This window comes from Cupriavidus sp. GW822-FHT03E04 (assembly GCF_058801495.1).
Window position 1 is genome coordinate 306226 of the sequence record NZ_JBXANI010000006.1, and the last position, 22325, is coordinate 328550.

At 61.0% G+C, this 22325-nt stretch carries 22 protein-coding genes and 1 pseudogene; 19 read left to right on the forward strand and 4 right to left on the reverse strand.

Going from position 1 to position 22325, the window contains the following annotated elements; all coding sequences use genetic code 11:
- Nucleotides 1-53: 53 nt before the first annotated feature.
- The gene (locus AC1RQC_RS10575; protein ID WP_492372288.1) at nucleotides 54-1502 is read left to right on the forward strand and encodes an efflux transporter outer membrane subunit; all 1449 of its coding nucleotides are present in this window, start codon (nucleotides 54-56) and stop codon (nucleotides 1500-1502) included.
- 354 nt (nucleotides 1503-1856) lie between these two features.
- On the opposite strand, the gene AC1RQC_RS10580 is transcribed toward AC1RQC_RS10575, so the two are convergent.
- Entirely contained in the window at nucleotides 1857-3290 is a 1434-nt protein-coding gene (locus tag AC1RQC_RS10580; protein ID WP_492883222.1) for a heavy metal sensor histidine kinase, read from the reverse strand.
- Entirely contained in the window at nucleotides 3287-3973 is a 687-nt protein-coding gene (locus tag AC1RQC_RS10585; RefSeq protein WP_492372290.1) for a heavy metal response regulator transcription factor, read from the reverse strand. The genes AC1RQC_RS10580 and AC1RQC_RS10585 overlap by 4 nt, the downstream gene beginning before the upstream one ends.
- A 175-nt stretch (nucleotides 3974-4148) precedes the next feature.
- On the opposite strand from AC1RQC_RS10585, the gene AC1RQC_RS10590 reads away from it, so the two are divergent.
- Nucleotides 4149-4574, forward strand: a complete 426-nt coding sequence (locus AC1RQC_RS10590) for a CzcE family metal-binding protein (protein WP_492883224.1) — start codon at nucleotides 4149-4151, stop codon at nucleotides 4572-4574.
- Here AC1RQC_RS10590 and AC1RQC_RS10595 read toward each other — a convergent pair.
- The gene (locus AC1RQC_RS10595; protein ID WP_492883226.1) at nucleotides 4552-5898 is read right to left on the reverse strand and encodes an MFS transporter; all 1347 of its coding nucleotides are present in this window, start codon (nucleotides 5896-5898) and stop codon (nucleotides 4552-4554) included. The two genes, AC1RQC_RS10590 and AC1RQC_RS10595, sit on opposite strands and share 23 nt — an antisense overlap.
- Nucleotides 5899-5989: 91 nt before the next feature.
- Nucleotides 5990-6415 carry a DoxX family protein gene (locus AC1RQC_RS10600; RefSeq protein ID WP_492883227.1) on the reverse strand — a complete coding sequence of 142 codons (426 nt, stop codon included), beginning with the start codon at nucleotides 6413-6415 and terminating at the stop codon, nucleotides 5990-5992.
- A gap of 206 nt (nucleotides 6416-6621) precedes the next feature.
- Between AC1RQC_RS10600 and AC1RQC_RS10605 the strand changes: the two genes are divergently transcribed.
- The 17 genes and pseudogenes from AC1RQC_RS10605 (at nucleotide 6622) to AC1RQC_RS10685 (ending at nucleotide 22250) form a co-directional block, all read left to right on the forward strand.
- Nucleotides 6622-7542 carry a LysR family transcriptional regulator gene (locus AC1RQC_RS10605; RefSeq protein ID WP_492812334.1) on the forward strand — a complete coding sequence of 307 codons (921 nt, stop codon included), beginning with the start codon at nucleotides 6622-6624 and terminating at the stop codon, nucleotides 7540-7542.
- A 775-nt stretch (nucleotides 7543-8317) separates the two neighbouring features.
- Nucleotides 8318-9448: an alkene reductase gene (locus tag AC1RQC_RS10610; RefSeq protein ID WP_492883229.1), complete on the forward strand. Its 1131-nt coding sequence runs from the start codon at nucleotides 8318-8320 to the stop codon at nucleotides 9446-9448.
- Nucleotides 9449-9469: 21 nt separating this feature from the next.
- A complete protein-coding gene (locus AC1RQC_RS10615) occupies nucleotides 9470-10429 on the forward strand; it encodes a TIGR03571 family LLM class oxidoreductase (RefSeq protein WP_492883231.1) in 960 nt (319 codons plus the stop codon).
- 10 nt (nucleotides 10430-10439) lie between these two features.
- The gene (locus AC1RQC_RS10620; RefSeq protein WP_492883233.1) at nucleotides 10440-11453 is read left to right on the forward strand and encodes a zinc-binding dehydrogenase; all 1014 of its coding nucleotides are present in this window, start codon (nucleotides 10440-10442) and stop codon (nucleotides 11451-11453) included.
- Nucleotides 11454-11692: 239 nt separating this feature from the next.
- The gene (locus tag AC1RQC_RS10625) at nucleotides 11693-12358 is read left to right on the forward strand and encodes a GntR family transcriptional regulator (RefSeq protein ID WP_492883235.1); all 666 of its coding nucleotides are present in this window, start codon (nucleotides 11693-11695) and stop codon (nucleotides 12356-12358) included.
- A 122-nt stretch (nucleotides 12359-12480) separates the two neighbouring features.
- Complete coding sequence (locus AC1RQC_RS10630; protein ID WP_492372299.1) at nucleotides 12481-12789, forward strand: hypothetical protein; 309 nt, start codon at nucleotides 12481-12483, stop codon at nucleotides 12787-12789.
- Between the two features lie 1188 nt (nucleotides 12790-13977).
- A complete protein-coding gene (locus tag AC1RQC_RS10635; protein ID WP_492812324.1) occupies nucleotides 13978-14940 on the forward strand; it encodes a chromate resistance protein ChrB domain-containing protein in 963 nt (320 codons plus the stop codon).
- Nucleotides 14941-14970: 30 nt separating this feature from the next.
- Nucleotides 14971-16173, forward strand: a complete 1203-nt coding sequence (locus tag AC1RQC_RS10640; protein ID WP_492372301.1) for a chromate transporter — start codon at nucleotides 14971-14973, stop codon at nucleotides 16171-16173.
- Nucleotides 16174-16200: 27 nt separating this feature from the next.
- A pseudogene (locus AC1RQC_RS10645) lies at nucleotides 16201-16464 on the forward strand (Fe-Mn family superoxide dismutase); the annotation flags it as partial.
- Nucleotides 16465-16479: 15 nt separating this feature from the next.
- Nucleotides 16480-16806 (forward strand): rhodanese family chromate resistance protein ChrE, encoded by a 327-nt coding sequence (gene chrE / locus AC1RQC_RS10650; protein WP_492372302.1) that lies wholly within the window; start codon nucleotides 16480-16482, stop codon nucleotides 16804-16806.
- 10 nt (nucleotides 16807-16816) lie between these two features.
- On the forward strand, nucleotides 16817-17275 hold the full coding sequence (locus tag AC1RQC_RS10655) for a chromate resistance protein ChrB domain-containing protein (RefSeq protein ID WP_492812321.1): 459 nt from the start codon (nucleotides 16817-16819) through the stop codon (nucleotides 17273-17275).
- A 35-nt stretch (nucleotides 17276-17310) separates the two neighbouring features.
- Complete coding sequence (locus tag AC1RQC_RS10660; protein WP_492883237.1) at nucleotides 17311-17937, forward strand: 3-keto-alpha-glucoside-1,2-lyase-like domain-containing protein; 627 nt, start codon at nucleotides 17311-17313, stop codon at nucleotides 17935-17937.
- Between the two features lie 397 nt (nucleotides 17938-18334).
- Nucleotides 18335-19591, forward strand: coding sequence for an MFS transporter (locus AC1RQC_RS10665; RefSeq protein ID WP_492812315.1), 1257 nt, complete (start codon nucleotides 18335-18337; stop codon nucleotides 19589-19591).
- Nucleotides 19592-19682: 91 nt separating this feature from the next.
- Nucleotides 19683-19868 (forward strand): tyrosine-type recombinase/integrase, encoded by a 186-nt coding sequence (locus tag AC1RQC_RS10670; protein ID WP_492883239.1) that lies wholly within the window; start codon nucleotides 19683-19685, stop codon nucleotides 19866-19868.
- A 219-nt stretch (nucleotides 19869-20087) separates the two neighbouring features.
- On the forward strand, nucleotides 20088-20414 hold the full coding sequence (locus AC1RQC_RS10675; RefSeq protein ID WP_492883241.1) for a toxin-antitoxin system YwqK family antitoxin: 327 nt from the start codon (nucleotides 20088-20090) through the stop codon (nucleotides 20412-20414).
- A gap of 653 nt (nucleotides 20415-21067) precedes the next feature.
- A complete protein-coding gene (locus tag AC1RQC_RS10680) occupies nucleotides 21068-21661 on the forward strand; it encodes a hypothetical protein (protein ID WP_492372308.1) in 594 nt (197 codons plus the stop codon).
- Nucleotides 21662-21797: 136 nt separating this feature from the next.
- Complete coding sequence (locus tag AC1RQC_RS10685) at nucleotides 21798-22250, forward strand: DUF1444 family protein (RefSeq protein WP_492883243.1); 453 nt, start codon at nucleotides 21798-21800, stop codon at nucleotides 22248-22250.
- Nucleotides 22251-22325 lie beyond the last annotated feature (75 nt).

Genomic DNA, 22325 nt, shown 5'->3' on the forward strand with positions numbered 1-22325 from the left:
CCCGACGACCCCGCCGAACTGCGGCAGCGCCCACCGCACGTCCGAACCCTGAAATGATCCCGAGACTGTCCGCGCTGCTGACCGGCTTCCTTATAACCGGCTGCACGCTTGCGCCCCCCTATGAACGCCCTGCATCGCCAGTGGCCCCCGCCTACCCTGATGCGCCTGAAGGCTTTGCCAAGCCAGCCCCGGCCACATCGCGCAGCGCCAGCGACATCGGCTGGCGCGAATTCTTCCGCGACCTGCGCTTACAAGGCGTGATTGCCGCCGCGCTGGAGAACAATCGCGATCTGCGCGTGGCCGCGCTCCGGATCGACGAAGCGCGCGCCCTCTATCGCGTGCAGCGCGCCGACTTGCTGCCGCGGCTCGATGCGACGGCGGGTTTCACGCGCCAGCGGACATCCACCGCGCAATCGCTCAATAGTCAAGGCGAGATCCGACAGTCCTACCAAGCCGGTGGTGCTGTCACCGCTTACGAACTGGATTTCTTCGGCCGCGTGCGAAGCCTATCCGATGCGGCACTCGCACAGTACCTCTCCACCGAAGAAGCACGTCGCGCCGCGCAGCTTTCTCTTGTGGCGGAAGTAGCCAAGGCCTATCTCGCGGAGCGCTCGTACGCCGAGCAGTATGCCATCGCACGCTCCACGCTCGACGCGCGCAACCGCGCCTATGCGCTCACCCGGCAGCGATACGACGCCGGCATGGCTGCGGCGCTGGACCTGCAGGATAACGAATCCCTGGTCGCCCAGGCCCGTGTGGCCGTGGCCGAGCTGGGCCGCCTTCGCGCGCAGGCGCAGAATGCGCTGGAAGTGCTGATCGGAACCCCGTTGGCCGCACTGGGAGGGCTACCCGCGCCGCTCGCGCTGTCGGAAAGCAGCGTGATCGCCGACATTCCGGCCGGATTGCCATCGGACCTGCTGGTTCGGCGACCCGACATCCGCCAGGCCGAACAACAGTTGCAGTCCGCCAATGCCGTTATAGGGGCGGCGCGCGCGGCATTTTTCCCGCGCATCACGCTGACCACGACGGCGGGCAGCATCAGCCCTACCCTCGCCAGCCTCTTCGGGTCCGACACCGCTACCTGGTCATTCGCGCCGCAACTCGTGCTGCCGGTCTTCGATTTAGGCCGCAACCGTGCGAATCTCAATCTGGCCGAGGTTCGCCTGCGCATTCAGGCCACCAACTATGAGCGCACCATCCAAGTGGCGTTCCGCGAAGTGGCCGATGCGCTATCGGCGCTCGCCACCTTGCAGGAGACGGTGGCGGGCCAGGTGCAGGTGCGTGACGCCGAGGCTGCGCGGTACCGGCTTGTCAGCCAGCGATGGCGCAATGGCGTGGGCGGTCAAATGGAATCGCTGGATGCGCAGCGCCAGCTCCTTGCCGCGGAGCAGGCGCTAATACAGGCGCGCCAGCTTCGCCTAGCCAATGCCATCGACCTGTATCGCGCCCTAGGAGGAGGGCTCAGGGAGAGTGGTCCGGTGGCAAGTGCGACACTGCCATGACACCGGCTTCCGGGCCGGTACTGCACGATCCTGCCAACGCGCACCCGTTACCGCGCGGACTGGTATGCAGGGAAGGCGACCTCGCCTTGCAGGACAATGCTTGCGACAACTGACAGACAGGGATGCCATCGCGTTCGCATCGCCAAGCTGCATGGGTCGCGTGTCTCCACTGCTGCCGCCGCGCGCACATCAGGGCCCGTTTGATAATTCGCCGTAGACCTGTACACAGGTTCGGATATGGAACAGGATAGCCGATCCGTGAAAGCGCCATTGACGAAAGAGTGCGACCCGGAAGCGGGAAAGATGCTGGTCTAGCGCAGGTGGCATATTGCCGCGGGCAGGAATGGCCGGCTGCTAATGGTGAACCTGACTCCTGCGGACATCGCCGACAGGTCGGGGGCGTTGGCGATTCTGAAGGCCCTCGAACATACTGCCTTGAATTCTCATACCGAAGGTGTTTATGCCTTCGCTACTGCTAGCGAAAACGGTGCCACCATGCATGCGTGCTATGGCCTTCACGATCGCCAGGCCGAGGCCGTGGCTGTCCGAGCCTCGCGCGCGTGATGAATCAATGCGATAGAAACGGTCGAACAAACGATTCAGGTGTTCCGATGCAATTTGGGCGCCAACATTTGACACCGCAACTTCAGCGCCTTCGTGGCACACCCGCATTGTTACGCGCACATTCGAACTAGGGGACGAGTACTGTATGGCATTGTGCAGCAAGTTGGTTATCGCTCGCCGGAACAACGCCCGGTCCACAAGTGTTTCTGCGTCTCCCTCTGTTTGGACCGTCAGAGCCCTTTCGTCAATCAATGGCGCCAGGAATTCAACCGTTTTCTTCACTTCGTCGGAGAGCCTGGTCTGCCTCAATGTTTGTGCAGCCTCTCCCTGGTCGGCTCGGGCCAAAAATAGCATGTCATTGACGATGGCTCCGAGACGTTCGAGCTCCTCGAGATTTGACTGCAATACATTGCGCAGATCCGCCGCGCTGCGTTCGCGAGTGAGCATCACCTGCGTGGCTCCAAGCATATTTCCTATCGGCGTTCGCAGTTCATGCGCTACGTCGGCGCTGAAGCCTTCTAGCTGCGCATAGGCAGATTCAAGCCGGTCTAGCGCGCCATTGAACGATGATACCAAAGGGGTCAGCTCACTAACTGCCGGAACAAGGTGCAGACGTTGAGCCCGATTGCTCGGGCTGAGTGACTGCGCGCAAGCGGATAGTTGCGCTACCGGATGCAGTCCAACGCGTGCCACCCAGTAGCCGAGTCCGCTGACGAGTACGATGCCACACAAGCAGATTATGGTCAGTCCGACTGCGAAAGCTCGCATCGTTTCCGCGATCTGCGTTGTGCTTACTCCTACAACAAGATGGATCTCCGGATGGTCCGCCAGAGGTTTTAGCATTTTCCCTAGGGTTCTCAGCGGGTGCTGCGGATCATCGAGCACCAATTGCTTGATGCGGCTGTCCCCTGGCGGATGAAGCGCGGACGGAAAATTCTTTCCGTAATTCAGGGAGGGATCCATACAGGAGATCCAGAAGCGAGTGTTTCCGTCCGTGGTGGTCAACATGGTCAATGCGTCGCGTAACTCACCCCACCGCTCGACCGACGGCACCTTCTCCACGAGGTTCTGGACCACCTCCAGTTTCGCGCGCAGGTCGTTGTCCAATTGCTGATCGAGCGTATGACGGAGTCCTTGATATAGTGCGATGCCTGAAAGCGCGAACACTATAAGGCCGACCAGCCCGAATAGTAACGAGAGCCGGAATGCAATCGAGCGTATCATTGCGTCACATCATTGATCCGGGACTCTAGAACGTAGCCCATACCACGAATGGTGTGTAGCAGCTTGTTATCATACGGCCCATCGATCTTGTCCCGCAGCCGCTTGATCGCAACTTCGACCACGTTGGTGTTGCTGTCGAAGTTCATATCCCACACGAGTTCCGCCAGCTCCGTCTTTGACAGTATTTTTCCCTTACGCCTCGCCAGCGTGGTCAACAGATTGAACTCCTTGGCGGTCAGCTCCAGCCTCACATTGCCGCGATAAGCCTTGCGTGCCAACATATCCACGTGGAGGTCGGCAATTTGAAGATGCACCATTTCCTGCGGCTTTCCGCGTCGGATCAACACATGCAATCGTGCCTGCAGTTCGAGGAATGAGAAGGGTTTGATTAAGTAGTCATCAGCGCCCGCCTGCAGACCTTTCACGCGGTCTTCGATCCTGTCACGGGCGGTCAGCATGATCACAGGTGTCTGTCGGCTGGCCCTGAGCGCTTCCAGTACGGCAAATCCATCGATACCGGGCAGCATGACATCAAGCACAATCGCGTCGTAGTCGTTCTGTACAGCCAGATGTCTCCCATCGATGCCATTGCTTGCCACATCGACCACACATCCGCTCTCGGTCAAACCTATGCGCAAGTAGTCTGCTGTCTTGGCCTCGTCTTCGACGATCAGAATTTTCATTTGATGTCCCTTGAGCAGGAAACCCAGTTCCGGACGTCATTTTTAACCGAAATCAGATGAGCGCTGAATGACAATTCCGTAAGGCGGACGACAGCGTGGCGTTGAGTCCAGTGATCTATGGTTCTCGATACGCCGCACCGTTTCCGCTCACGTAGCAATTCCACTGGAATTCCTCATGTCGAAGATCGCCGCCCTGGCTTTCGCATTTCCCCTTCGGCTATATCTCCTCTTCCCGGTTTGGGCTGATCCACTCCATCCCCCAGGAGGAGCTGCTTCCAGCGAATCGGCTGACCGCTTCGTCCGCCTGGATGCCAACCCTCCCTGTATCATTGTCGCACTCGGCGAAACCGTCACTCTGGTCAGCAGCGAGCAGTCATTCACCTGGCTTTTTGACACCTCCGGGGTAGATGGTTTCCCTCTGTCGCGGATCGCAGGTGCCGGATTCGCTGGAGGGGCCGTCAAAGAACGCCAGCCGGGAGTTGGCCCGGACAGCAGCATGAGCCGAGCATCAATAGCAGGTGCGCGACCGTACGGCAATCGCTCGTTGGAAGACTGCACGGGCTGCCTACACAACGCCGTCATTGCGCCGCGCTTGCGTTGATCGCCAAGTGGGGACGCCTCGCCATCAGCAACAGCATCAGCGCGGAGATCGCGGCCGGCACAGCCACAGCGAGGAATAGGTCGGCATTAGACCAGTTCAGCCGGATCAGTTCGCCTCCGACCACCGGCCCCACAATGGAGCCGACTCGTCCCACTCCCAGGCTCCAGCCCACGCCAGTGGAGCGCAACGCGGTCGGATAGTAAGTGGCAGCCAGGGCATTTACCGCAGGCTGACCGCCAATGATGCAGATCCCAGTGATGCCGACAACGAGAAACAGCAATGCCGGCGGTAGACCAGACTGACCGATAGTTGCAATTGTGACCGCTGCCAACAGGAAGGCCGGCACGAGTACTTTGAAGAAGCCGATGCGGTCAATCGCCGGCCCCATCGCTAGCGTTCCGACCACCCCACCTATCTGCAGCGTCGTGCCTACCAGCACCGCCGTCGAAGTCGGGAGCCCGGCGCTCTTGACGATCGTGGGTAGCCAGTTGGAGAGAAAGTATAGATTGAGCAGGTTCATGAAATTGACTGCCCAAAGGAGCAAGGTCGTCCTGGCGCGGCCGCCGCGAAACAGCTCCAGCACGGGTACGCCACCCTGGCGAGCGTCGTGCACGACCAAGCGCGTATCCGGCGTGACCGCCAGGGACGGGTCGATGCGGCGCAGGCACGCCGCTACCCGATCGAGCCGCACGCTGCGCACCACCAAGAACTGCATGGACTCAGGCATCTGCAGAAACATCAAGATCGCAAGCACCATCGGCACCATGCCACCCACGATGAAAACGGACTGCCAGCCCCAGGCCGGAATGAGCACGGCCGAGATCAGACCACCCAGCACCGCACCGACAGTGAAACCGCAAGACACCAGCATCATCAGCGTCACGCGCTTGCGCTTGGGGCTGAACTCGCTCGCCAGCGCCATGGCGTTGGGCATGATGGCGCCCAGGCCCACGCCCGTAGCAAACCTCAGCCCCAGCAGTTGCGTAATGGTGGTCGCCTGAGAAGTGGCGAGCATGCACAGCGCAAAGGCAAGCGTAGCCCAGATCAAGACCGGGCGGCGCCCCACCTTGTCGGCAACGACACTGAAGGCCAGCGAACCCAGAAGCATGCCCAGCAAGCCGGCGCCGAATACCGGGCCGAGCGCAGCCTTGTCCACACCCCAGGCCTGGATGATGGCGGGCGCGACGAAGCCCATGGATTGCACGTCGAACCCATCGATGATGACTGTCAGGCCAGTCAGCAGCAGGATCCAGATCTGGAAGGTGCTGAGGCGGCTTGTGTCCACGACCGCCGAAACGTCTATAGTGGGCTGCGGTTTAAGCATCGCAGGTACCTCCTGTTGGGGCATTGTTGGATATTGATGGCAACCCGACTCAGATCCTGACCGAAGGTTCGCCACGGACTCTCGACTTTGCCTAGTCGGCAGCCCGCCTGAGGCGTGGGATTGCATCGGTGCATGCGAGCATCAGCAATGCGCCGAACAGGGCGCTATTCTTGAGGAAATGATTCAGCTGGTTACTGTAGTTGGCAGAGTCAGCGAGCCAGAAGCTATGGAAGGTAAGCGTGGCCGGAACCACAAACAGCGCCAGTACCGCAGCGGCCAACCGCGTTTTCCAACCTAGCGCCAATGCCAGCCCTACACCAACTTCGACGGCAATGACAAGGACGGTGACGCACTGCACGAATGGCAGCCCTAAGGTTGTGAGCATTGCCGAAACGCTGGCAAAATGTCCGATTTTCAACAAGCCAGATACGACAAACAGCGCGCCCAGCAGTGCGCGCCCTACGATTACGCCCAAGTGCAGTCTCGGTGACGCAGGAAAAAATTGGATTTTGTTCATCCCTAGACTCCATATAGTTACGATCCTGATGACTTCATACTCTACGAGTAGTCCCTACCAACAAGAAGTCATCTGGCGGCATTTCATTTGTGCCACGGCGGCACAAATTCTTGAACATGCAGCATTGCGAGTCGGCCATATCACGTTGGCCAAGCTCCGCGCGGCAAGGGATGATGCCGCGATACTTCCTTTCGGGGACACACGTCATGAAAGATCTGGGCACAAGCAGACTGAATACAGTGGAACTGTTCTGCGCCGCGGCGAAAGCGCAGAGTTTCACCGCGGCGGCGGCCTCCCTGGGGACCACACCGTCCGCGATTAGTAAGGCTGTGCGGCGCTTGGAGAACAGGTTGGGGCTCAAGCTGTTTCAGCGCACAACCCGCGCCATCCGCCTGACGGACGACGGACTTGCTTACTACAAGACCTGCCACCAGGCGCTGGAAAGCATCCAAGAGGTAGAGCAGGCGCTTACCTGCCATAGCAGGCCTCGCGGAGTGCTGCGCATAAGCCTGCCTTACAGTTACGGCATCAAGCGCGTCATCCCACTGATCCCGCGGTACGTCGAGCGCTACATGGGGCAAGTGAGGATCGAAGTCTCTCTTAGCAATTCGTTGGCTAATTTTGTGAAACAGGACTTTGATATGGCTATCCGGCTGGGGCAGATAGCAGACTCACGGCTAGTTGTGCGCCGCTTGCATGAGGCACAGTTTCGTGTCGTTGCCACGCCAGCGTACCTGCGCCAGCATGATGTCCCCCGCAGCCCCGATGATTTGCGCCAGCATAATTGCCTGGGGTTGCTTATGCCCGATAGCGGACGCGTCCTGCCTTGGACTTTTTCTGCAGAGGGGAATTCCAAAAGCGAAGTCGCCATTCGCTCGAGCATGACCTTTGATCACCCGCTGGGCACGCTGGCTGCCGTACTCAGCGATGCCGGTATCGCGCAATTGCTCGATTTCACGGTTGATGATGATCTTCGTAGTGGTCGCCTGGTCGAGGTACTGGCGGACGTACGTCCACCGTCCCAGGCAGTTTCAGCCGTCTATCCCAGCAGCCGAAATCTGTCGGCAAAGGTGCGCACGTTCCTGGATTTCTTGCTTGAGGCAGTTGATGAGCGGAATCGTGGCTAGGGATCTCACCACCCTCGTGAGGGCTGAGGCACGTTGCCTTGAACTGATAGTACATCGCGCCGAGCCGGAAGTCTTCCGGATGGCATCCCCACAATGGGGAAGACGTGTGGCGACAGCAATTGCCGCAAGGTCGCCTAGGGGCCGGGTGATTTGGAGGGTCGTCCTGGACGCTACCGGTCGGAAGTGGCGACTTTGGCCGATGAGCGAACGATCTATTCACCGGGCAGATTAGCACCGCACCAGCGGCTCGCGATCGGTCCTCGTGGTCACTGCGGCTAGCGCCGGCGCGATCGCCAACACGCCCAGGAACCAGCGCCTCAGCCCCGAAACGTGCCGTGGTCGACGCGGCCTTACCACTCTCCCCGACGGTGATTCGATACCCAGCGATACATGCCCATGATGTTCATGGTCCGCATCGTGTCGAAAGCGATCCACCGTTTTACCTCCTCGGTGAAACGGACGTTTCGATAGAGTTGATCCCAAATCCGAGGCAACAATGCCCGGCGGCCCTTGCCCGCGGAGGCGCATCCAAAGCCGCCAGTTTCCTAGCCGTTCTCCCGCGCTCCGTTGTTCTCCAGCGCAGGGCGCACATCGACATATCCTTGACCTGGGCGCAAGAATCATTTGCCCGCGGCGGGGTTTTTTCGGAACCCGGGTTCTCCCGATAATCGCCACATCTTGCCGGCAACGCGGCCGGAGCAACCCCAAGGGTCTTCATGCTGGCCGGCTCCTCGTGGCGGCTTTCAGCCTAACCCTTCCTACGTGCGAGAGAACCATGCTTTTCACTCCCTACCGCCTCGGCAACATCGAGATGCCCAACCGCATCGTCATGCCTCCTATGACCCGCTCGCGGGCTGGCGTCGGCGACATCGCCACCGACCTCATGGCCGAGTACTACAGCCAGCGCGCTAGCGCAGGCTTGATCATTTCCGAAGGCACGCAGATCAGCAGGCAAGGCCAGGGCTATGCCTGGACCCCCGGCATCTACAGCACGGAGCAGGTGCGCGGCTGGCGCAAGGTCACAGACACGGTGCATGCCGCCGGCGGCAGAATGTTCGCGCAGCTCTGGCATGTGGGCCGGGTTTCGCACACGTCACTGCAGCCGGACAATGCCGCGCCGGTTTCGTCATCGGCGCTGGTCGCGGATGGCGTCAAGGTATTCGTCGATCCGGAGGGACGCGGCCCGCAAGCCGGCGTCGGCGAGATGATCCAGCATTCCACGCCGCGCGCGCTTGCTGTCGACGAAATCCGGGGCATCATCGCGGACTATGCCAGCGCCGCGCGAAACGCGCTGGAGGCTGGCTTCGACGGCGTTGAACTACATGGCGCCAATGGTTACCTGATCAACCAGTTCATCGATTCGCAAGCCAATGCCCGTGATGACGAATATGGCGGTTCGCTGTCCAATCGGCTGCGCTTCCTCAAGGAAGTGGCCCAGGCCGTGACCGACGTGGTTGGAAAGGAACGCATCGGTGTGCGGCTGGCGCCGTTGACCACCCTGCAAGGCGCGGTCGACGACACGCCGGAAGCCACCTACCTTGCCGCTGCGCATGCGCTCGGGCAGATCGGTGTTGGCTATATTCATATCGCCGAGGCGGACTGGGAAGATGCCCCGGTGATGCCGGCGGCGTTCAAGGAAGCGTTGCGCGCCATCTATCCGGGCACGCTGATCTATTCCGGCAACTACACCCTGGCGCGTGCCGAGCAAGCGCTGACCAATGGCTGGGCGGACCTGATCGGCTTCGGCCGCGCGTTTGTTGCCAACCCGGATCTGCCCTACCGCCTGCAGCACAAGCTGCCGCTCAGTGTGGGCGACCGCTCCAAGTATTTCGGGGGTGCTGCTGCCGGCTATACAGACTACCCCCACTACACCGCCGCCTCGCTCGAAACCAAGGCCGCCGCATAGACCGGCACACAAGGAATCGCCATGCCATCCGCATTGGAAAAACTGACCGCCGGAGGCTTCAGCGTCGGCGTCGAATTGCCGCTGGACAATGACTGGTCGCCTGCCGGCGACCTTGCGCGCCGCCAGGCCGGCCGCCTGCCCGGAGAGCCGGACCTGGCCCGGCACGGCGAGTTGGCCAGGTTGGCAGATCAACTCGGTTTTCGCGCACTGTGGGTGCGGGACGTACCGCTCTATGACCCGCAGTTCGGGGACGCCGCGCAGGTCTTCGAAACCTTCAGCTACCTGGGCTACCTGGCGGGCGTGACCGAGCGCATCCTGCTCGGCACGGCCGCGGTGGTGCTGCCGCTGCGCGAACCGGTGCTGACACTGAAATCCTCCGCCACAGTAAATCATCTCAGCAACGGCAGGCTACTGCTCGGGGTGGCCAGCGGCGATCGCCCCATCGAATACCCGGTCTTCGGCCGCGACTTCGAACACCGCGGCGAGGCCTTCCGCAACCAGGTAGCACTGTTGCGCGACGTGGGCGCGGCCGAGTTGCCCGCTGGCGTCAAGGTATTGCCGCGCCTTCATAAGCCATTGCCCCTGTTGGTAGCAGGACTGGCCCAGCAGACCCCCTCTTGGGTAGGTGAGCATATGGACGGGTGGCTTGCCTATCCCGGCACGCCGGAAGACCACACGCGCCGCAGCGTGCTCTGGCGCAGCGTGGCCGGCGCGAAGCCTTACATCAGCTTTATCCATCTTGACTTGCTGGACCATGCGAACGCGCCGCTGCAACGCCAGCGCTTTGGCGCGGCAGTTGGCCGCAACGGCCTGATTGCCGAGCTCCATGCCATGCGCGAAGCCGGCGCCGGACATATCGGCCTGCACTTCCGCCGCAGCCACCGGCCGGTGCAGGAAGTCATGGAGGAAATCGCGGCGCACGTACTGCCGCACTTTCACGACGACGCGCGCATCGCCAATGCTCAGCCAGAAACCGCCTGAGGAACCCCAGATGCATCAACCTACCGACGATCGCCAGTCCTCCCCGCGCGAATACCTTGCCTGGACCTGGTCCGAGACAGGCGAGCCCTCGGCCTTGAAGCTGCAGCGCAAGGCGATGCAGTTGCCCGGGGCTGGCGAAGTACTGCTGGCAAACCGCATCATCGCCCTGAATCCGGTGGACTGGAAGATGATCGAATGGGGCCACGCAGCGTGGCGCCCAGGCCACGTACCCGGCGTCGACGGCCTCGGCAGCATCGCAGCGCTGGCAGACGGCGTGCGGCTGCCTGTCGGAGCCCGCTTTGCCTACCACCAGGACCTGGCGCGCGACGGCAGCTTTGCCGAATACACCCGCCTGCGCGCCGAATGCCTGTTGCCGGTGCCCGAAAACGTGAGCGACGAACTCGCCGCTAGCCTGCCCTGTCCTGGGCTGACCGCCTGGCAAGCGCTGCAAAAAGTGCCCGACGCGCCGGCGCGCGACGTGCTGGTGAGCGGCGCGGGCGGCAGCGTTGGCTTGATCCTCGTCCAGTTGGCGCTCGCGCGCGGCTGGCGGGTCTGGGCCGCTGCCTCGACGAGGCATCACGCCCGGCTCACCGCCCTTGGCGTGGCCGGCGCCTTTGACTACCGCGAGCTGGGCTGGCTCGACCGGCTACAGGCCGTGCTCGGCACGCGCAGGCTGTACGCCGCATTCGATACGGTCAGCGGCGACCATGCCCGCTCGCTGGCCGCTCGACTCGGCTACAACGGGCATCTGGTCTGCATCCAGGACCGCCAGGAGCAGGCACCACTGCCCGCCTTCACTAGTGCGATCTCGCTTCATGAGGTAGCGCTCAACAGCGCCCATGCCTTCGCAGCCGCACAGGACTGGCAAGAGTGGCGGGGCGCCGGCCTCAGGCTGTTCGAGCAGCTTCGCGGCGGCAATCTGCAGTTGCCGGAGACCACCATGTACGATTTCGCTGCGCTGCCCGCGGCACTGGCTGCCCTCAAGGCAGGGGATGCCCAAGGCAAGCAGCTGATCCGGCTCTGACCGCCGCTCCGTAGCGTCGCCGAGGCCGTGCCCACCCCCAAGATGGGCACGGCTGCGGTGTGTTGGAGTCTCGTTGCCACCAGTAAGCCACTCGGCCTGGAACCGGCAATTGCCTTCCTGGCCAGCCGGCCGTATGGGATAGATTCCGGGATGACGTGTAGATGGGCATTGCGTATGACATATGATGTGTCCTTAAACATCCCCTATCGAGGCAAGACGTCACGAGAGAACTAGCGCGCGTGGAGAAGAGCAATCTGTCTTCACGCGTCTATGACCAGATCCGGTCCGCACTGATGAGTGGCAAGTACGTTCCGGGCGAACGATTGCGCGTGGCGGAACTGGCCCAATCGCTGGGAACGAGCAGCACGCCAGTGCGTGAGGCAATCTTCCGGCTCGTCAGCGAACAAGCCCTGACGATGACAGCGGCAATATCAATCACGGTGCCCGAACTCGATGCGGATACGGTGTCCGAGATCCAGTTGATGCGCACCCTCCTCGAAGGCGCTGCCGCGGAAGCGGCCGCACTTCGGGTGACGCCGCAGGAAATCGCCCGGCTACGCAAGACGCATGAAGCGTTCATCAAGGCGGTGGCAACCAGCCCGCGCGAAGCAGCAAGCCAGAACCGCAAATTCCATTTCGAACTGCTGGCGGCCTCGCGTCTGCCGAACCTGTTTTCGGTCGTCGAGAGCATGTGGGTACGCATGGCCCCCCTGCTACACGTCTTTCACACTGAACTGCAAGCCAGCCGGGAAAGCCTGGACGAGCATCCGCACTACCGTGTGCTAGAAGGACTGACGAAGCACGACGCGAAGATGGCATCGGGCGCTATACGCGACGACATTCAGTGGGGCAGGACCGTTTTGCTGAATTGGATGGCCGCACGGGAAGAAGAAGAAACTGCCTGACCGCCGTAAAACGCGACGCCTAACGGGCCTCGCGTCGAGAGCCGGGCGTCACGCGAGTACGCCCGGCATTGCCCCTTCCGCAGATGTCGAGACTCCACGGATTACCGCGTCAAGCTCCGTTTATGACTTTGGTTTCCAGGAAGTCCTCGAATCCAGGCCGGCTTATACCGACGCACCGCCATCTCGGCTGGCAGGGCTTTGACGCGGTCTGGATCGGCGTGGTGGCGCCGCGGGACTTGCCCACGCCCATTGTCAACCGGCTGAACAAGGAACTGGCCGCGGTCATGGAGTCCGCCGACATTCGCAGCAGCTACGAGCAGGTAGGTAAGGAGATCGAGCCTGGCACCCCGGAAGCGATGACTGCGGCGATCCGCCAGGAGGTCCCACGCTGGCGCGAGGTGGTCCGACAGGCCGGGATCGCTTCGAACTGAGACGACGCGGGGTGGCACAAGTGGTACGGCCCTGACTCTTGCCTGACCACGCGCCGCTCTGTGGGTATCGGGTGCGTTTCCCGCGCCGTGTGTTGCCGCAGTCCCGCATGCCGAACGGGCCAGACCACTAGCCGAACGACTAAGGCAGTCGCAATGGCTGCCTGAGCATTCACCGACTCACCCCGATCGCTTCTGGACCTGTTCTACCGCGCCGAGCCGAAAATAAAGAGCCGCAATGGCGGCAGCACTTCGGAAGCGGTCTTCGCGATGAACCAGACCCGAACGACCGGTTGAATCCTCACTCTGATAGCCGCCACTCCTGCTGCAGGAGGCTGGACGGTTCTTCGGGGTCGATTAGAGCCATCTGGCTCGACAGCGACCTAGCCTGCTAAATGTCCACGGGGCCGCTGCAGATCCCACGCAGCATCCCCGGTATTCGGTACCGAGCCAAGTAAGTAAGATCGACTGATGAGCACATCGTCCCCCATCTTTCCAACCGGCGAAATGGACAGGGTTTCGGAGCTATGAGCCACGCCCGATAGGGGATTCGGATGTATCCGTCGTTCCGAACCTCTCCGTATCGAAACCTTGGCCATCGTCCAGCATCACGCCGAGCAGCGACTCTCCGAGCTTTCTGCTGGCCCGTTGCGAGACGATCTGGCAGTGCCGGCAATGACCACGTAACCCGACCGGCGGCGCTCCGCTAAGGCTGGCCAACCCTACCGCGTCAGGGGTTTAGTTCAAGAATAGTTATCGGCATGAATGGGGGCGCAAAAGAACCCTCACCAAGGACGGGTTTCGCTCACTCAACGGAATCTTTGCTCGCTTAACTCTGAACTCCAGCTGCCATGGTGGCCCGTGCCTGGTCAAGTGGCATGGCGCGGTTGCACTTCTTGTTGGCGGCTGTCTGTACCGTAACCGAACCCCGACCTCGCGCGGTACGGTCCGAGGTGCGTGTTCATGCGGAATGCCGTCGGCTGGCCGTCCAATCGCGTGGTGCAAACACTCGCCCTTCAGTGCACTTGTCGTACGCCGGGTGTCCGCCTTTAGTGGAAATGCTGTGATGCAGCATTTCCTAGATCTAGCTACGCGAGATCGCAATTGGGACGAAATCCCATAATCGCACGAACTTTTGTAATGATCTCTACATCATTGAAACCTGTGCGATGTCTCCCTATGCTGCCTTCCATGACCACACCCCAAGACTCCTGGATCCTGCTGATTGTCAGCCTTCCCACATCGGGCGCGACTGCACGCATGCGGATTTGGCGCACCCTCAAGGCGTTAGGCGGAGCCGCCTTGCGCGACGGAGCCTATCTGCTGCCTGCCCGCGCCGAACAGGTGGAACAGTTCCGCGAGCTGGCCGACGAGACGCAGCAGCAGGACGGCCAAGCCTGGCTGTTGACGGTGCATCCCCATCAGGATGACGACGCTGCCGCATATCGCGCACTGTTCGACCGAGCGAGCGAATACGCCGAACTCCTTGCATCTGTCTCGGAAGCCCGCCAGACCCTTTCCGGACTAAGTGAGGCCGAACTCAACCGCTTGTTGCGACGGCTTGGACGCATTTTTGAAGCGATCCGCAAGGTCGACTTCTTTCCCAACGAGGCGTCCTTGCGTGCTGAAGCGCAGTGGCGAGATTTCACGGGCGCCGTTGAAACGATCCTGTCGCCGGGAGAACCGCATCCCGCTTCCGGGGCAATCGCCCGGCGCGACCCCGCGCAGTATCAGGGACGGCTATGGGCCACCCGCCGCCATCTTTGGGTCGACCGGGTGACTTGCGCCTGGCTGATCCAGCGCTTTATTGACCCCCACGCCCGATTCCTGTGGCTCGAAAGCCCCAGCGATTGCCCCGCAGACGCGTTGGGCTTTGACTACGACGGGGCGACCTTCACCCACGTCGGCGAGAAGGTGTCCTTCGAAGTGCTGCTAGCGAGCTTTGGCCTTGACGCGAACCCTGGATTGCAGCGTCTGGCGGGAATGGTCCACGCGTTGGATGTCGGCGGCCCGACCGTCCCCGAAGCGAGCGGGTTCGAGGCGATTCTGGCCGGCGCCCGCGAGCGGCTAGCCGACGACGATGCGCTGCTGGCCGAAATCGGCTTGGTGCTGGATTCCCTGCATGCCCACTTTTTGAATAACCGGAAACGCTAGCCGTCACCGAACCCATCTCAAGGAGGATCAATGAGCAACCTGCAGCAAACCGAAATTCCGCAGGCCCCGGCGGCCGAACGGCCGAGCTATACGCTCTGGCAACTTGTGCTCTATATGTTGCGCCTGGGTACGCTGGGCTTCGGCGGCCCCGTGGCCCTCGCAGGTTACATGCACCGGGACCTGGTGGATACGCGCAAGTGGATCAACGATGCCGACTACAAGGAAGGCCTAGCGCTGGCGCAGTTGGCTCCCGGTCCGCTGGCCGCGCAGCTCGCCATCTATTTCGGCTATGTGCACTATCGCCTCGTCGGAGCGACCTTGGTCGGCATTGCGTTCGTCATCCCGTCGTTCCTGATGGTGGTGGCGCTGGGTTGGGCCTACGTGCGATTTGGCGGGCTAACCTGGATGCAGTCGGTGTTCTATGGGGTCGGTGCCGCGGTCATCGGGATCATTGCCATCAGCGCCTACAAGCTCACGAACAAGAGCGTGGGCAAGGACAAGCTGCTGTGGGTGATCTACCTGGTGTTGGCAACAGTGACCGTGGTGACCGAATCCGAGATCGCCTGGCTGTTCCTGGCGGCCGGCATCGTGGTGTGGTTTTGGCGCGCGCCACCGAAGTGGCTGCGACAAGGCGGCCTCAATGCCTTCGCGGCGACGCAAATGCCCTCGGTGGGCGGGATCGTCAGCACCGTGGACTGGCCGCTGCTGACGCAAATCGGCGTGTTCTTCGCCAAGGCCGGCGCCTTCGTCTTCGGGTCCGGACTTGCCATCGTGCCGTTCCTGTACGGCGGCGTAGTGACCGAGCACCATTGGTTGAACGACAAGCAGTTCGTCGACGCAGTGGCAGTGGCCATGATCACGCCGGGCCCCGTGGTGATCACGGTCGGGTTCATCGGCTATCTGGTTGCCGGCCTGCCAGGGGCGTCCGTGGCCGCGCTGGGCACCTTCCTGCCTTGCTACCTGTTCACCGTGATCCCGGCACCCTACTTCAAGAAGTACGGGAAGCGCCCCGGCATCATCGCCTTCGTCGATGGCGTGACGGCGGCAGCTGTTGGGGCCATCACGGGCGCCGTGATCGTCCTGGCCAAACGCTCAATTATCGATCTGCCCACGGTCTTGCTTGCGCTTGTTACCGTCGCGTTGCTTTGGAAATTCAAGAAGCTGCCTGAACCAGTCATCGTCGTCGGCGCTGCACTAATCGGCCTGGTCGCCTACCCACTCCTCCACGCATGAGCCGCACGAACAAGGAATCCATCATGATTCACCGCAATGGGCAAAGCGCTAGGCGGCGGCTCGGGATGGGTGCTGCTGAACTACTCGCCGCGCGACAAGCGGCTCGTCAACCAGTGGGCGCCAGATCACGCACATACCCTCGCCGGGGCTACCCCGATCCTGGCGCTTGACATGTATGAGCATTCTTACCACAGGGACTTCGGCGCAAAAGCTGCGGCTTATGCGGATGCCTTCGTGCAGAACATCCATTGGGCCCAGGCAGCCGAGCGCTTCGCCGTGGCCCAAAAATAATTCGAATACCAGATCATGCCCACAGCCATTTCTCCCCGCGAACTTGCCGAAGCTATCCAAGGTCCTGCCCCACCTCAGATTGTCGACGTCAGACGCAAGCCGGCCTTTGATGCCAGCGCGCAAATGATCGCAGGCGCCTCCTGGCGCGATCCCGACAACATTGACGGCTGGATCTCCGCGCTCGACACCGGCCGACCGGTGATCGTCTATTGCGTACACGGTCATCAAGTCAGCCAGGACAGTGCCGCCCGGCTAGAAGACACAGGCTTCCAAGCAGCGTATCTCACCGGCGGCATCGAGGAGTGGGCCGCCGGCAATCACCCCACGATCGGCAAACCGTAAGGAGTCAGCCATGAAATGGATTACCCGCGAACGTCCGAAGATTGACCGGATTGCCTGTCCTTGGCTGATCGCCCGCTTTATCGACAAGGGACCAGAATTTTTGTACGCGCCCACCGGCGACGTCGTGAAAGTCGCTGGCGAGACGGGTGCCGTTCCCTACGACATCCCCGGCGTCGAGCTATCGCATGTCGGCGAACTGTGCAGCTTCGACGCGTTCCTGGATAAGTACCATCTGAACGATCCTGCCTTGCAACAACTCGCTGGCATTGTGCGGGGCGCGGACACGTCAAAGCTGGACCTGACCCCGCAATCCGCAGGGCTCTACGCTATCTCGCTGGGTCTCTCGCAAGTATTCGTCGACGATCACGAGATGCTCCGGCACGGCATGGTGATGTATGACGCCTTGTATGCCTGGTGCCAGCATTGCCAGGCGGAAACGCATCAATGGCCGCCGAAGATGCCGGCGTAAATCGTTCCGTTACCGCATCGCCCAGGAGGTGCTCCGTGAAACCGATCCTGCTCATGGTATCGATGCTTCTGACAGCCATGCCGGCAACTGGAGAGACGCTTATGTTCAACCAGGACCAACAAGGTGCATTGCCGGCGGGATGGGTGGCGGGTGTCACCGGCCGCGGCAAGCCCAAATGGACCGTCGAGACAGACCCGACCGCGCAGGACGGCGCCAACGTGCTCAAGCAATCGGGCTCCGGAGATTTCCCCTGGTGCGTGAAGCAAGACGTCTCTATCGCCGATGGCTTCGTGGAGGCGAAGTTCAAGCCCGTTTCAGGCCGCGAAGATCAAGCTGGCGGCGTTGTCTGGCGTTGGAAGGACGGCGATAACTACTATGTCGCGCGGGCAAACGCACTGGAAAACAACGTCTCGCTGTACTACACGACGGGGGGCCGCCGACACACGATCCGGTACCAGGAAGCCCCTGTCGCCGCCCGGGTCTGGCATACGCTGCACGTGGACTTCGTGGGCAACCGCATCCAGGTGGCGCTGGACGGCAAGCGCTATATCGATGTCGCGGACGATCACATCGGCGGCGCCGGCCGGGTCGGCGTATGGACCAAGGCGGATAGCGTGACCTTGTTCGACACCGTCTCATTCGGAAACGCCAGCACGAAGTGACAACAAGGAAGAGCTATTCGGTGAGCGCAGTCACCAGCCCATTGATATTGCGCAAGTACCTGCTCCGGTCAAAGCGGCAATCGAGAAGCAAGCGCAGGGCCGTACGGTCGGCGAGATCGAGAAGCAGACAGCAAACGGCAAGATCCGCTATGAGATTACGCTCGGCACCGGCAGCGAGAATCAAACCGTTCTCATTGGCGAAGACGGCAAACAGTTCGCCGCCCGTGCCGACGATGATAATGACGAAGATAATTGACGCGAGTTGGCCACAGGAGAACGGCTCAAGCTGCCGATCGGGAGACCCTCATGCAATTTATTGCTCGAGAACCCACCTGAATTGACCGGATCCACTTCAGTACGGCCGGCTATGACACATCACACAGACGGCACCTTCGCGATGCATACCCTTAAAGACCCAGTTGCACCCAACAGTCGAGGCTGGCTTGCACGCCAGGTGTTGCCGGCAGGCGTTCACGCAGGCGCGTTGCCGCTTCTCGTCGGCCGCGCGTTACGCGGCTTCTGTGACGGGTTCATCGCCGTCCTGCTGCCAGCATACCTGCTGGGGCTCGGTTTCGCGCAACTGGCGGTGGGGTTGATCAGCAGTGCGACCCTGATCGGCTCAGCACTGGCGACGATACTGGTAGGCGTCCTCGGCCATCGCTACCCACAGCGCCGCCTGCTGGTGTTGGCGGCTGCATTGATGGTCGCAACCGGCATCGGCTTCGCCGGACTGTCCTCCCTATGGCCACTGTTGCTCGTCGCATTCGTCGGCACGCTCAACCCGAGTTCCGGTGACGTTAGTGTTTTCCTGCCGCTGGAGCAGGCTCGTCTCGCCGACTCGTCGACCTCTGATGCTCGCACTGCGCTATTCGCCCGCTATAGCCTGACTGGCGCCTTCTCCGCCGCCATCGGCGCGCTGGCGGCAGCGCTGCCGGGCTGGCTTGCCCCGCAGTTGGGGATATCGTTCCTCAGCGCCATGCGCGTGATGTTCATGATCTATGCATTGACGGGTGTCGCACTCTGGTTCCTCTATGCGCGCATCCCCGAGCCACACCCGCACGCGACATCGGTGCGAGTACCGCTTGGCCCGTCTCGCCGGATCATTACCCGCCTTGCACTGCTCTTTAGCGTCGACGCCTTTGCCGGCGGGCTGGTGGTGAACTCGCTGCTGGCACTGTGGTTGATGCAGCGCTTCGGTCTTTCCCTTGGCGCCGCTGGCCAGTTCTTTTTCTGGGCGGGGATGCTCACGGCCGGCTCCCAACTCGTTGCCGTGCCGCTGTCCCGCAAGTTCGGCTTGCTGAACACGATGGTGTTTACCCATATTCCATCCAGCCTCTGCCTGATCGCGGCCGCCTTCTCCCCCTCCCTGGTGGCGGCCCTGGCCTTGTTGCTCGTGCGCAGCGCGCTGTCCCAGATGGACGTACCGACCCGGACTGCCTATGTGATGGCGGTGGTCACGCCGCCGGAGCGACCGGCGGCCGCAAGCCTGACCGCGGTCCCCAGAAGCCTGGCTTCCGCACTCGGCCCGACCCTAGCAGGCGCGCTGTTGGCCTTGGGCTGGGTCGGTGCACCGCTGGTCGCCTGCGGCCTGCTCAAAATCACCTATGACCTGGCGCTCCTGGGCGCCTTTCGACGTATCAAACCGGTCGATTGACCGTAAGTCGACTTTGATCCGTGCATGGCTTGCGTGTAGCTCTGCCAGACCCGCCTCGGATACGCGCTCTCCGAAGGCACTATTGGCAGACATGGGCCGGATTCACCCGCATGCCTTCCGGCATGCATTCGGCTCACACGGTCTCGCCGCCGGCATGGCCCTCAACGTCATGCAAGGCTACCTGGGACACACCTCCATCGCGACAACAACGCTATATAGCACGGCAGATCGCGACGGGCGCTTACAGGACGTCGAGAAGTTCTTTCGTGGGTCCTGAGGCGGGAACGGGCATCCGCCTCCCGGACGCGGCATAGCTAGCGGACCCACGTTTATGACGGATCTCCGCCAGCTGATACGCGCCTGGAGTCTCACCAGGGAGATGTTGGACTATCTGGCCGTCGCGTTGACCAGTTGAAGCCATAGCCATGAGCGGTTATTGAAGCACCTTCTGTGGCGAAGGCTAGAATACGTATATCCACCGACGAACGAGCGACTGATGAACGCCTCCTCGAAGCTTGATATTGCTGAGATTCTCTACGACTCGGGACGCGTGCGCTATCGCTACGCGCGCGTGATCGCGCCGGATGGAAGCAAATGGCTTCGCCATGGACTTTTTGTTCACTATGGAGAGAATGGCTCGATTCTCTCTGAGGGTACGTATGTCAAAGGGAAAGAAGAAGGGCTCTGGCGAGATTTTCATCCGAACGGTGTACCGGCGGCCGAGGGCTACTTCGTTGGCGGCAACGAGACGGGAACATGGCGATTTTGGTCCGACACTGGCAAGGAGGAGCCTTCCCAGAGTTTCCCTGCTGTGACTGGCTGACAGAGCGAATGGCGCGACATGACAGTCTCGGGCCACAAGTGCTCGTTTGAAGTTACTAGACACCTCATGGAATTCGTCTTAGCCCATGCATCACTGAACCACAGGTTAAACTTCCGAGTGCCGGCAAATGACTGAGACTTGCTATGATTGACCCGCTTCGCGAAGATGAGCTACCGCCCTGGTTTTGTTTTCCAAGTGAATTCCTCCCACTATGAGGGCACCACCCGGGGCAAAGCTTCTTCGCTTATCTCGGTTACGTTACCTCAAGGAAGATCGTCAATCTCTTTGTGGAAACGCCACTCTCATATGCGCCTGGCCTACGCGGCATGTTCCATGAGGTCACTGGTGGTTTTTGAAGTCCTCCTGCCCTAGCGTACGTCCTGTTTGATTTCTTTCGGGAGTTTGAAAGGATGTTCGGCTGGTTCAAGCGAAAAGGTTTGCCGGCCAGCGGTCCGGACTATCGGCACATTGACTCGCGAGAGAAGGCCGATTCGCTCTACAGGCGTGGCAAGTTGTAGAAGCTGTTCCTGTTACCTGCTAAATTCGGTGGCGAGGATGTTCCCCCAAACATTGTCTACGTCCCGCCATTTTCGGCCCAGCTGAAACAACGGCTGGATCACGATACGATCATGCCGATGGCAAGGAACGGGAACGTGCGCCAATACAGCGCGAGTCCCGAATACGAAGAAAAGAGCGTCATTCCATCGCGAATATGCATTGCGGCAACGGATCCTGGCCACTTCGAAGGGACCATTGCGATCTGGGGCAAGGCGGCGCGGCAGGCACCCATTCCGGGCGTACATTTGCAGTCCGAGGAAGTTCCCGCTTTTCATCTGGATGCATCTGCGGTTGTAAAAGCTGAACCGACAGAAATGATCCGCGCTTTCATCTCGGATTACGAGACCTGGAATCAGTATGCCACTGCGACGGATGAGCGTGATGCTGCTCTTGGCATGGCCGCAGCGGAATCAGCGAACAAGGTACTGATGAGAAAGTATTGTCCGCCCGGCTGTAATCACCAGCCCATCTCATTTGGGAGCAGGTCCGCGCACAGCAGTACGCAAGAGGAAATCGTCAGCGCCGATTCCGCAGGTGAGGCGTCCTTGGTGAGGACCCGTCACACAAGGGTCACAGGCTCACTAACGATGACGGATGACTACGAGTATCACCTGAAAAGGATTGATGGGCGGTGGTACGTGGTCAGCGTCCTATATGTTGATGCCGAGGGCAAGTACGAATGTCTGTAGCCGCCTTGCAGTGCCACGCACCGGCGTTGGCCTGCCGCAGCAAAGAGAACTCGACCTAGTCCCTATCCTCAAGGTGATGGAACCGGCCGACCCTTCTGCCGTAGTCTTGACCCTCGCTCGCGACGAATCGCCTGTCATGCGACCGTTTGCCGCAGACTTGATTGTCATGTACGCAATCGACTTGCCAACTCACTTTCGTTTCGTTACCTATCGAGAACTTAGGGATGCCTCGATTTCAGAGGAAGAGTTGCATTCACTCGCTCTTCGCAATTTGCCTATGCGGTTACCCGAGATTGAGTTTCATGGCGAGGCGCCTCGCTACATGGTTACCGCCGGAGGGAATTTTGAGGCGACCTTGCTGCTCTTGGAATCATTATGGGAGCAGGTCGAGGAACAGATGCCTGGCGAAATTCTCGCTGTAGTCCCCGCGCGCGATTTGTTGTTCGTGTCGGCTTCCGGATGGGAAGGCGCGCTGTCATTCATGCAGGAGATGGCCAGCAGAGACCTTCCTGAGAAAAGGTACGCACTGACGACATGCGTGTTCGCCCGTCGTGACGGAGAGTGGGTCCCTCACGCTCTTTCCGCTTAAGTTGCCGGCGGCGGCGCGATTGAGCGGACTGCTGCTGCCGGCCACGAACCGTCATTCGCTCCCATCAACTATTCG

Excerpts from the sequence above, each read along its gene's own strand:
- AC1RQC_RS10605 (WP_492812334.1), top strand. The coding sequence starts at position 6,622 with ATGAAAGATCTGGGCACAAGCAGACTGAATACAGTGGAACTGTTCTGC.
- AC1RQC_RS10685 (WP_492883243.1), top strand. The coding sequence starts at position 21,798 with ATGCGACCGTTTGCCGCAGACTTGATTGTCATGTACGCAATCGACTTG.
- AC1RQC_RS10580 (WP_492883222.1), bottom strand. The coding sequence starts at position 3,290 with ATGATACGCTCGATTGCATTCCGGCTCTCGTTACTATTCGGGCTGGTC.
- AC1RQC_RS10575 (WP_492372288.1), top strand. The coding sequence starts at position 54 with ATGATCCCGAGACTGTCCGCGCTGCTGACCGGCTTCCTTATAACCGGC.
- chrE (WP_492372302.1), top strand. The coding sequence starts at position 16,480 with ATGCCCACAGCCATTTCTCCCCGCGAACTTGCCGAAGCTATCCAAGGT.
- AC1RQC_RS10655 (WP_492812321.1), top strand. The coding sequence starts at position 16,817 with ATGAAATGGATTACCCGCGAACGTCCGAAGATTGACCGGATTGCCTGT.
- AC1RQC_RS10630 (WP_492372299.1), top strand. The coding sequence starts at position 12,481 with ATGACTTTGGTTTCCAGGAAGTCCTCGAATCCAGGCCGGCTTATACCG.
- AC1RQC_RS10585 (WP_492372290.1), bottom strand. The coding sequence starts at position 3,973 with ATGAAAATTCTGATCGTCGAAGACGAGGCCAAGACAGCAGACTACTTG.
- AC1RQC_RS10675 (WP_492883241.1), top strand. The coding sequence starts at position 20,088 with ATGAACGCCTCCTCGAAGCTTGATATTGCTGAGATTCTCTACGACTCG.
- AC1RQC_RS10595 (WP_492883226.1), bottom strand. The coding sequence starts at position 5,898 with ATGCTTAAACCGCAGCCCACTATAGACGTTTCGGCGGTCGTGGACACA.
- AC1RQC_RS10670 (WP_492883239.1), top strand. The coding sequence starts at position 19,683 with ATGGGCCGGATTCACCCGCATGCCTTCCGGCATGCATTCGGCTCACAC.
- AC1RQC_RS10635 (WP_492812324.1), top strand. The coding sequence starts at position 13,978 with ATGACCACACCCCAAGACTCCTGGATCCTGCTGATTGTCAGCCTTCCC.
- AC1RQC_RS10615 (WP_492883231.1), top strand. The coding sequence starts at position 9,470 with ATGCCATCCGCATTGGAAAAACTGACCGCCGGAGGCTTCAGCGTCGGC.
- AC1RQC_RS10590 (WP_492883224.1), top strand. The coding sequence starts at position 4,149 with ATGTCGAAGATCGCCGCCCTGGCTTTCGCATTTCCCCTTCGGCTATAT.
- AC1RQC_RS10610 (WP_492883229.1), top strand. The coding sequence starts at position 8,318 with ATGCTTTTCACTCCCTACCGCCTCGGCAACATCGAGATGCCCAACCGC.
- AC1RQC_RS10620 (WP_492883233.1), top strand. The coding sequence starts at position 10,440 with ATGCATCAACCTACCGACGATCGCCAGTCCTCCCCGCGCGAATACCTT.
- AC1RQC_RS10600 (WP_492883227.1), bottom strand. The coding sequence starts at position 6,415 with ATGAACAAAATCCAATTTTTTCCTGCGTCACCGAGACTGCACTTGGGC.
- AC1RQC_RS10640 (WP_492372301.1), top strand. The coding sequence starts at position 14,971 with ATGAGCAACCTGCAGCAAACCGAAATTCCGCAGGCCCCGGCGGCCGAA.
- AC1RQC_RS10665 (WP_492812315.1), top strand. The coding sequence starts at position 18,335 with ATGCATACCCTTAAAGACCCAGTTGCACCCAACAGTCGAGGCTGGCTT.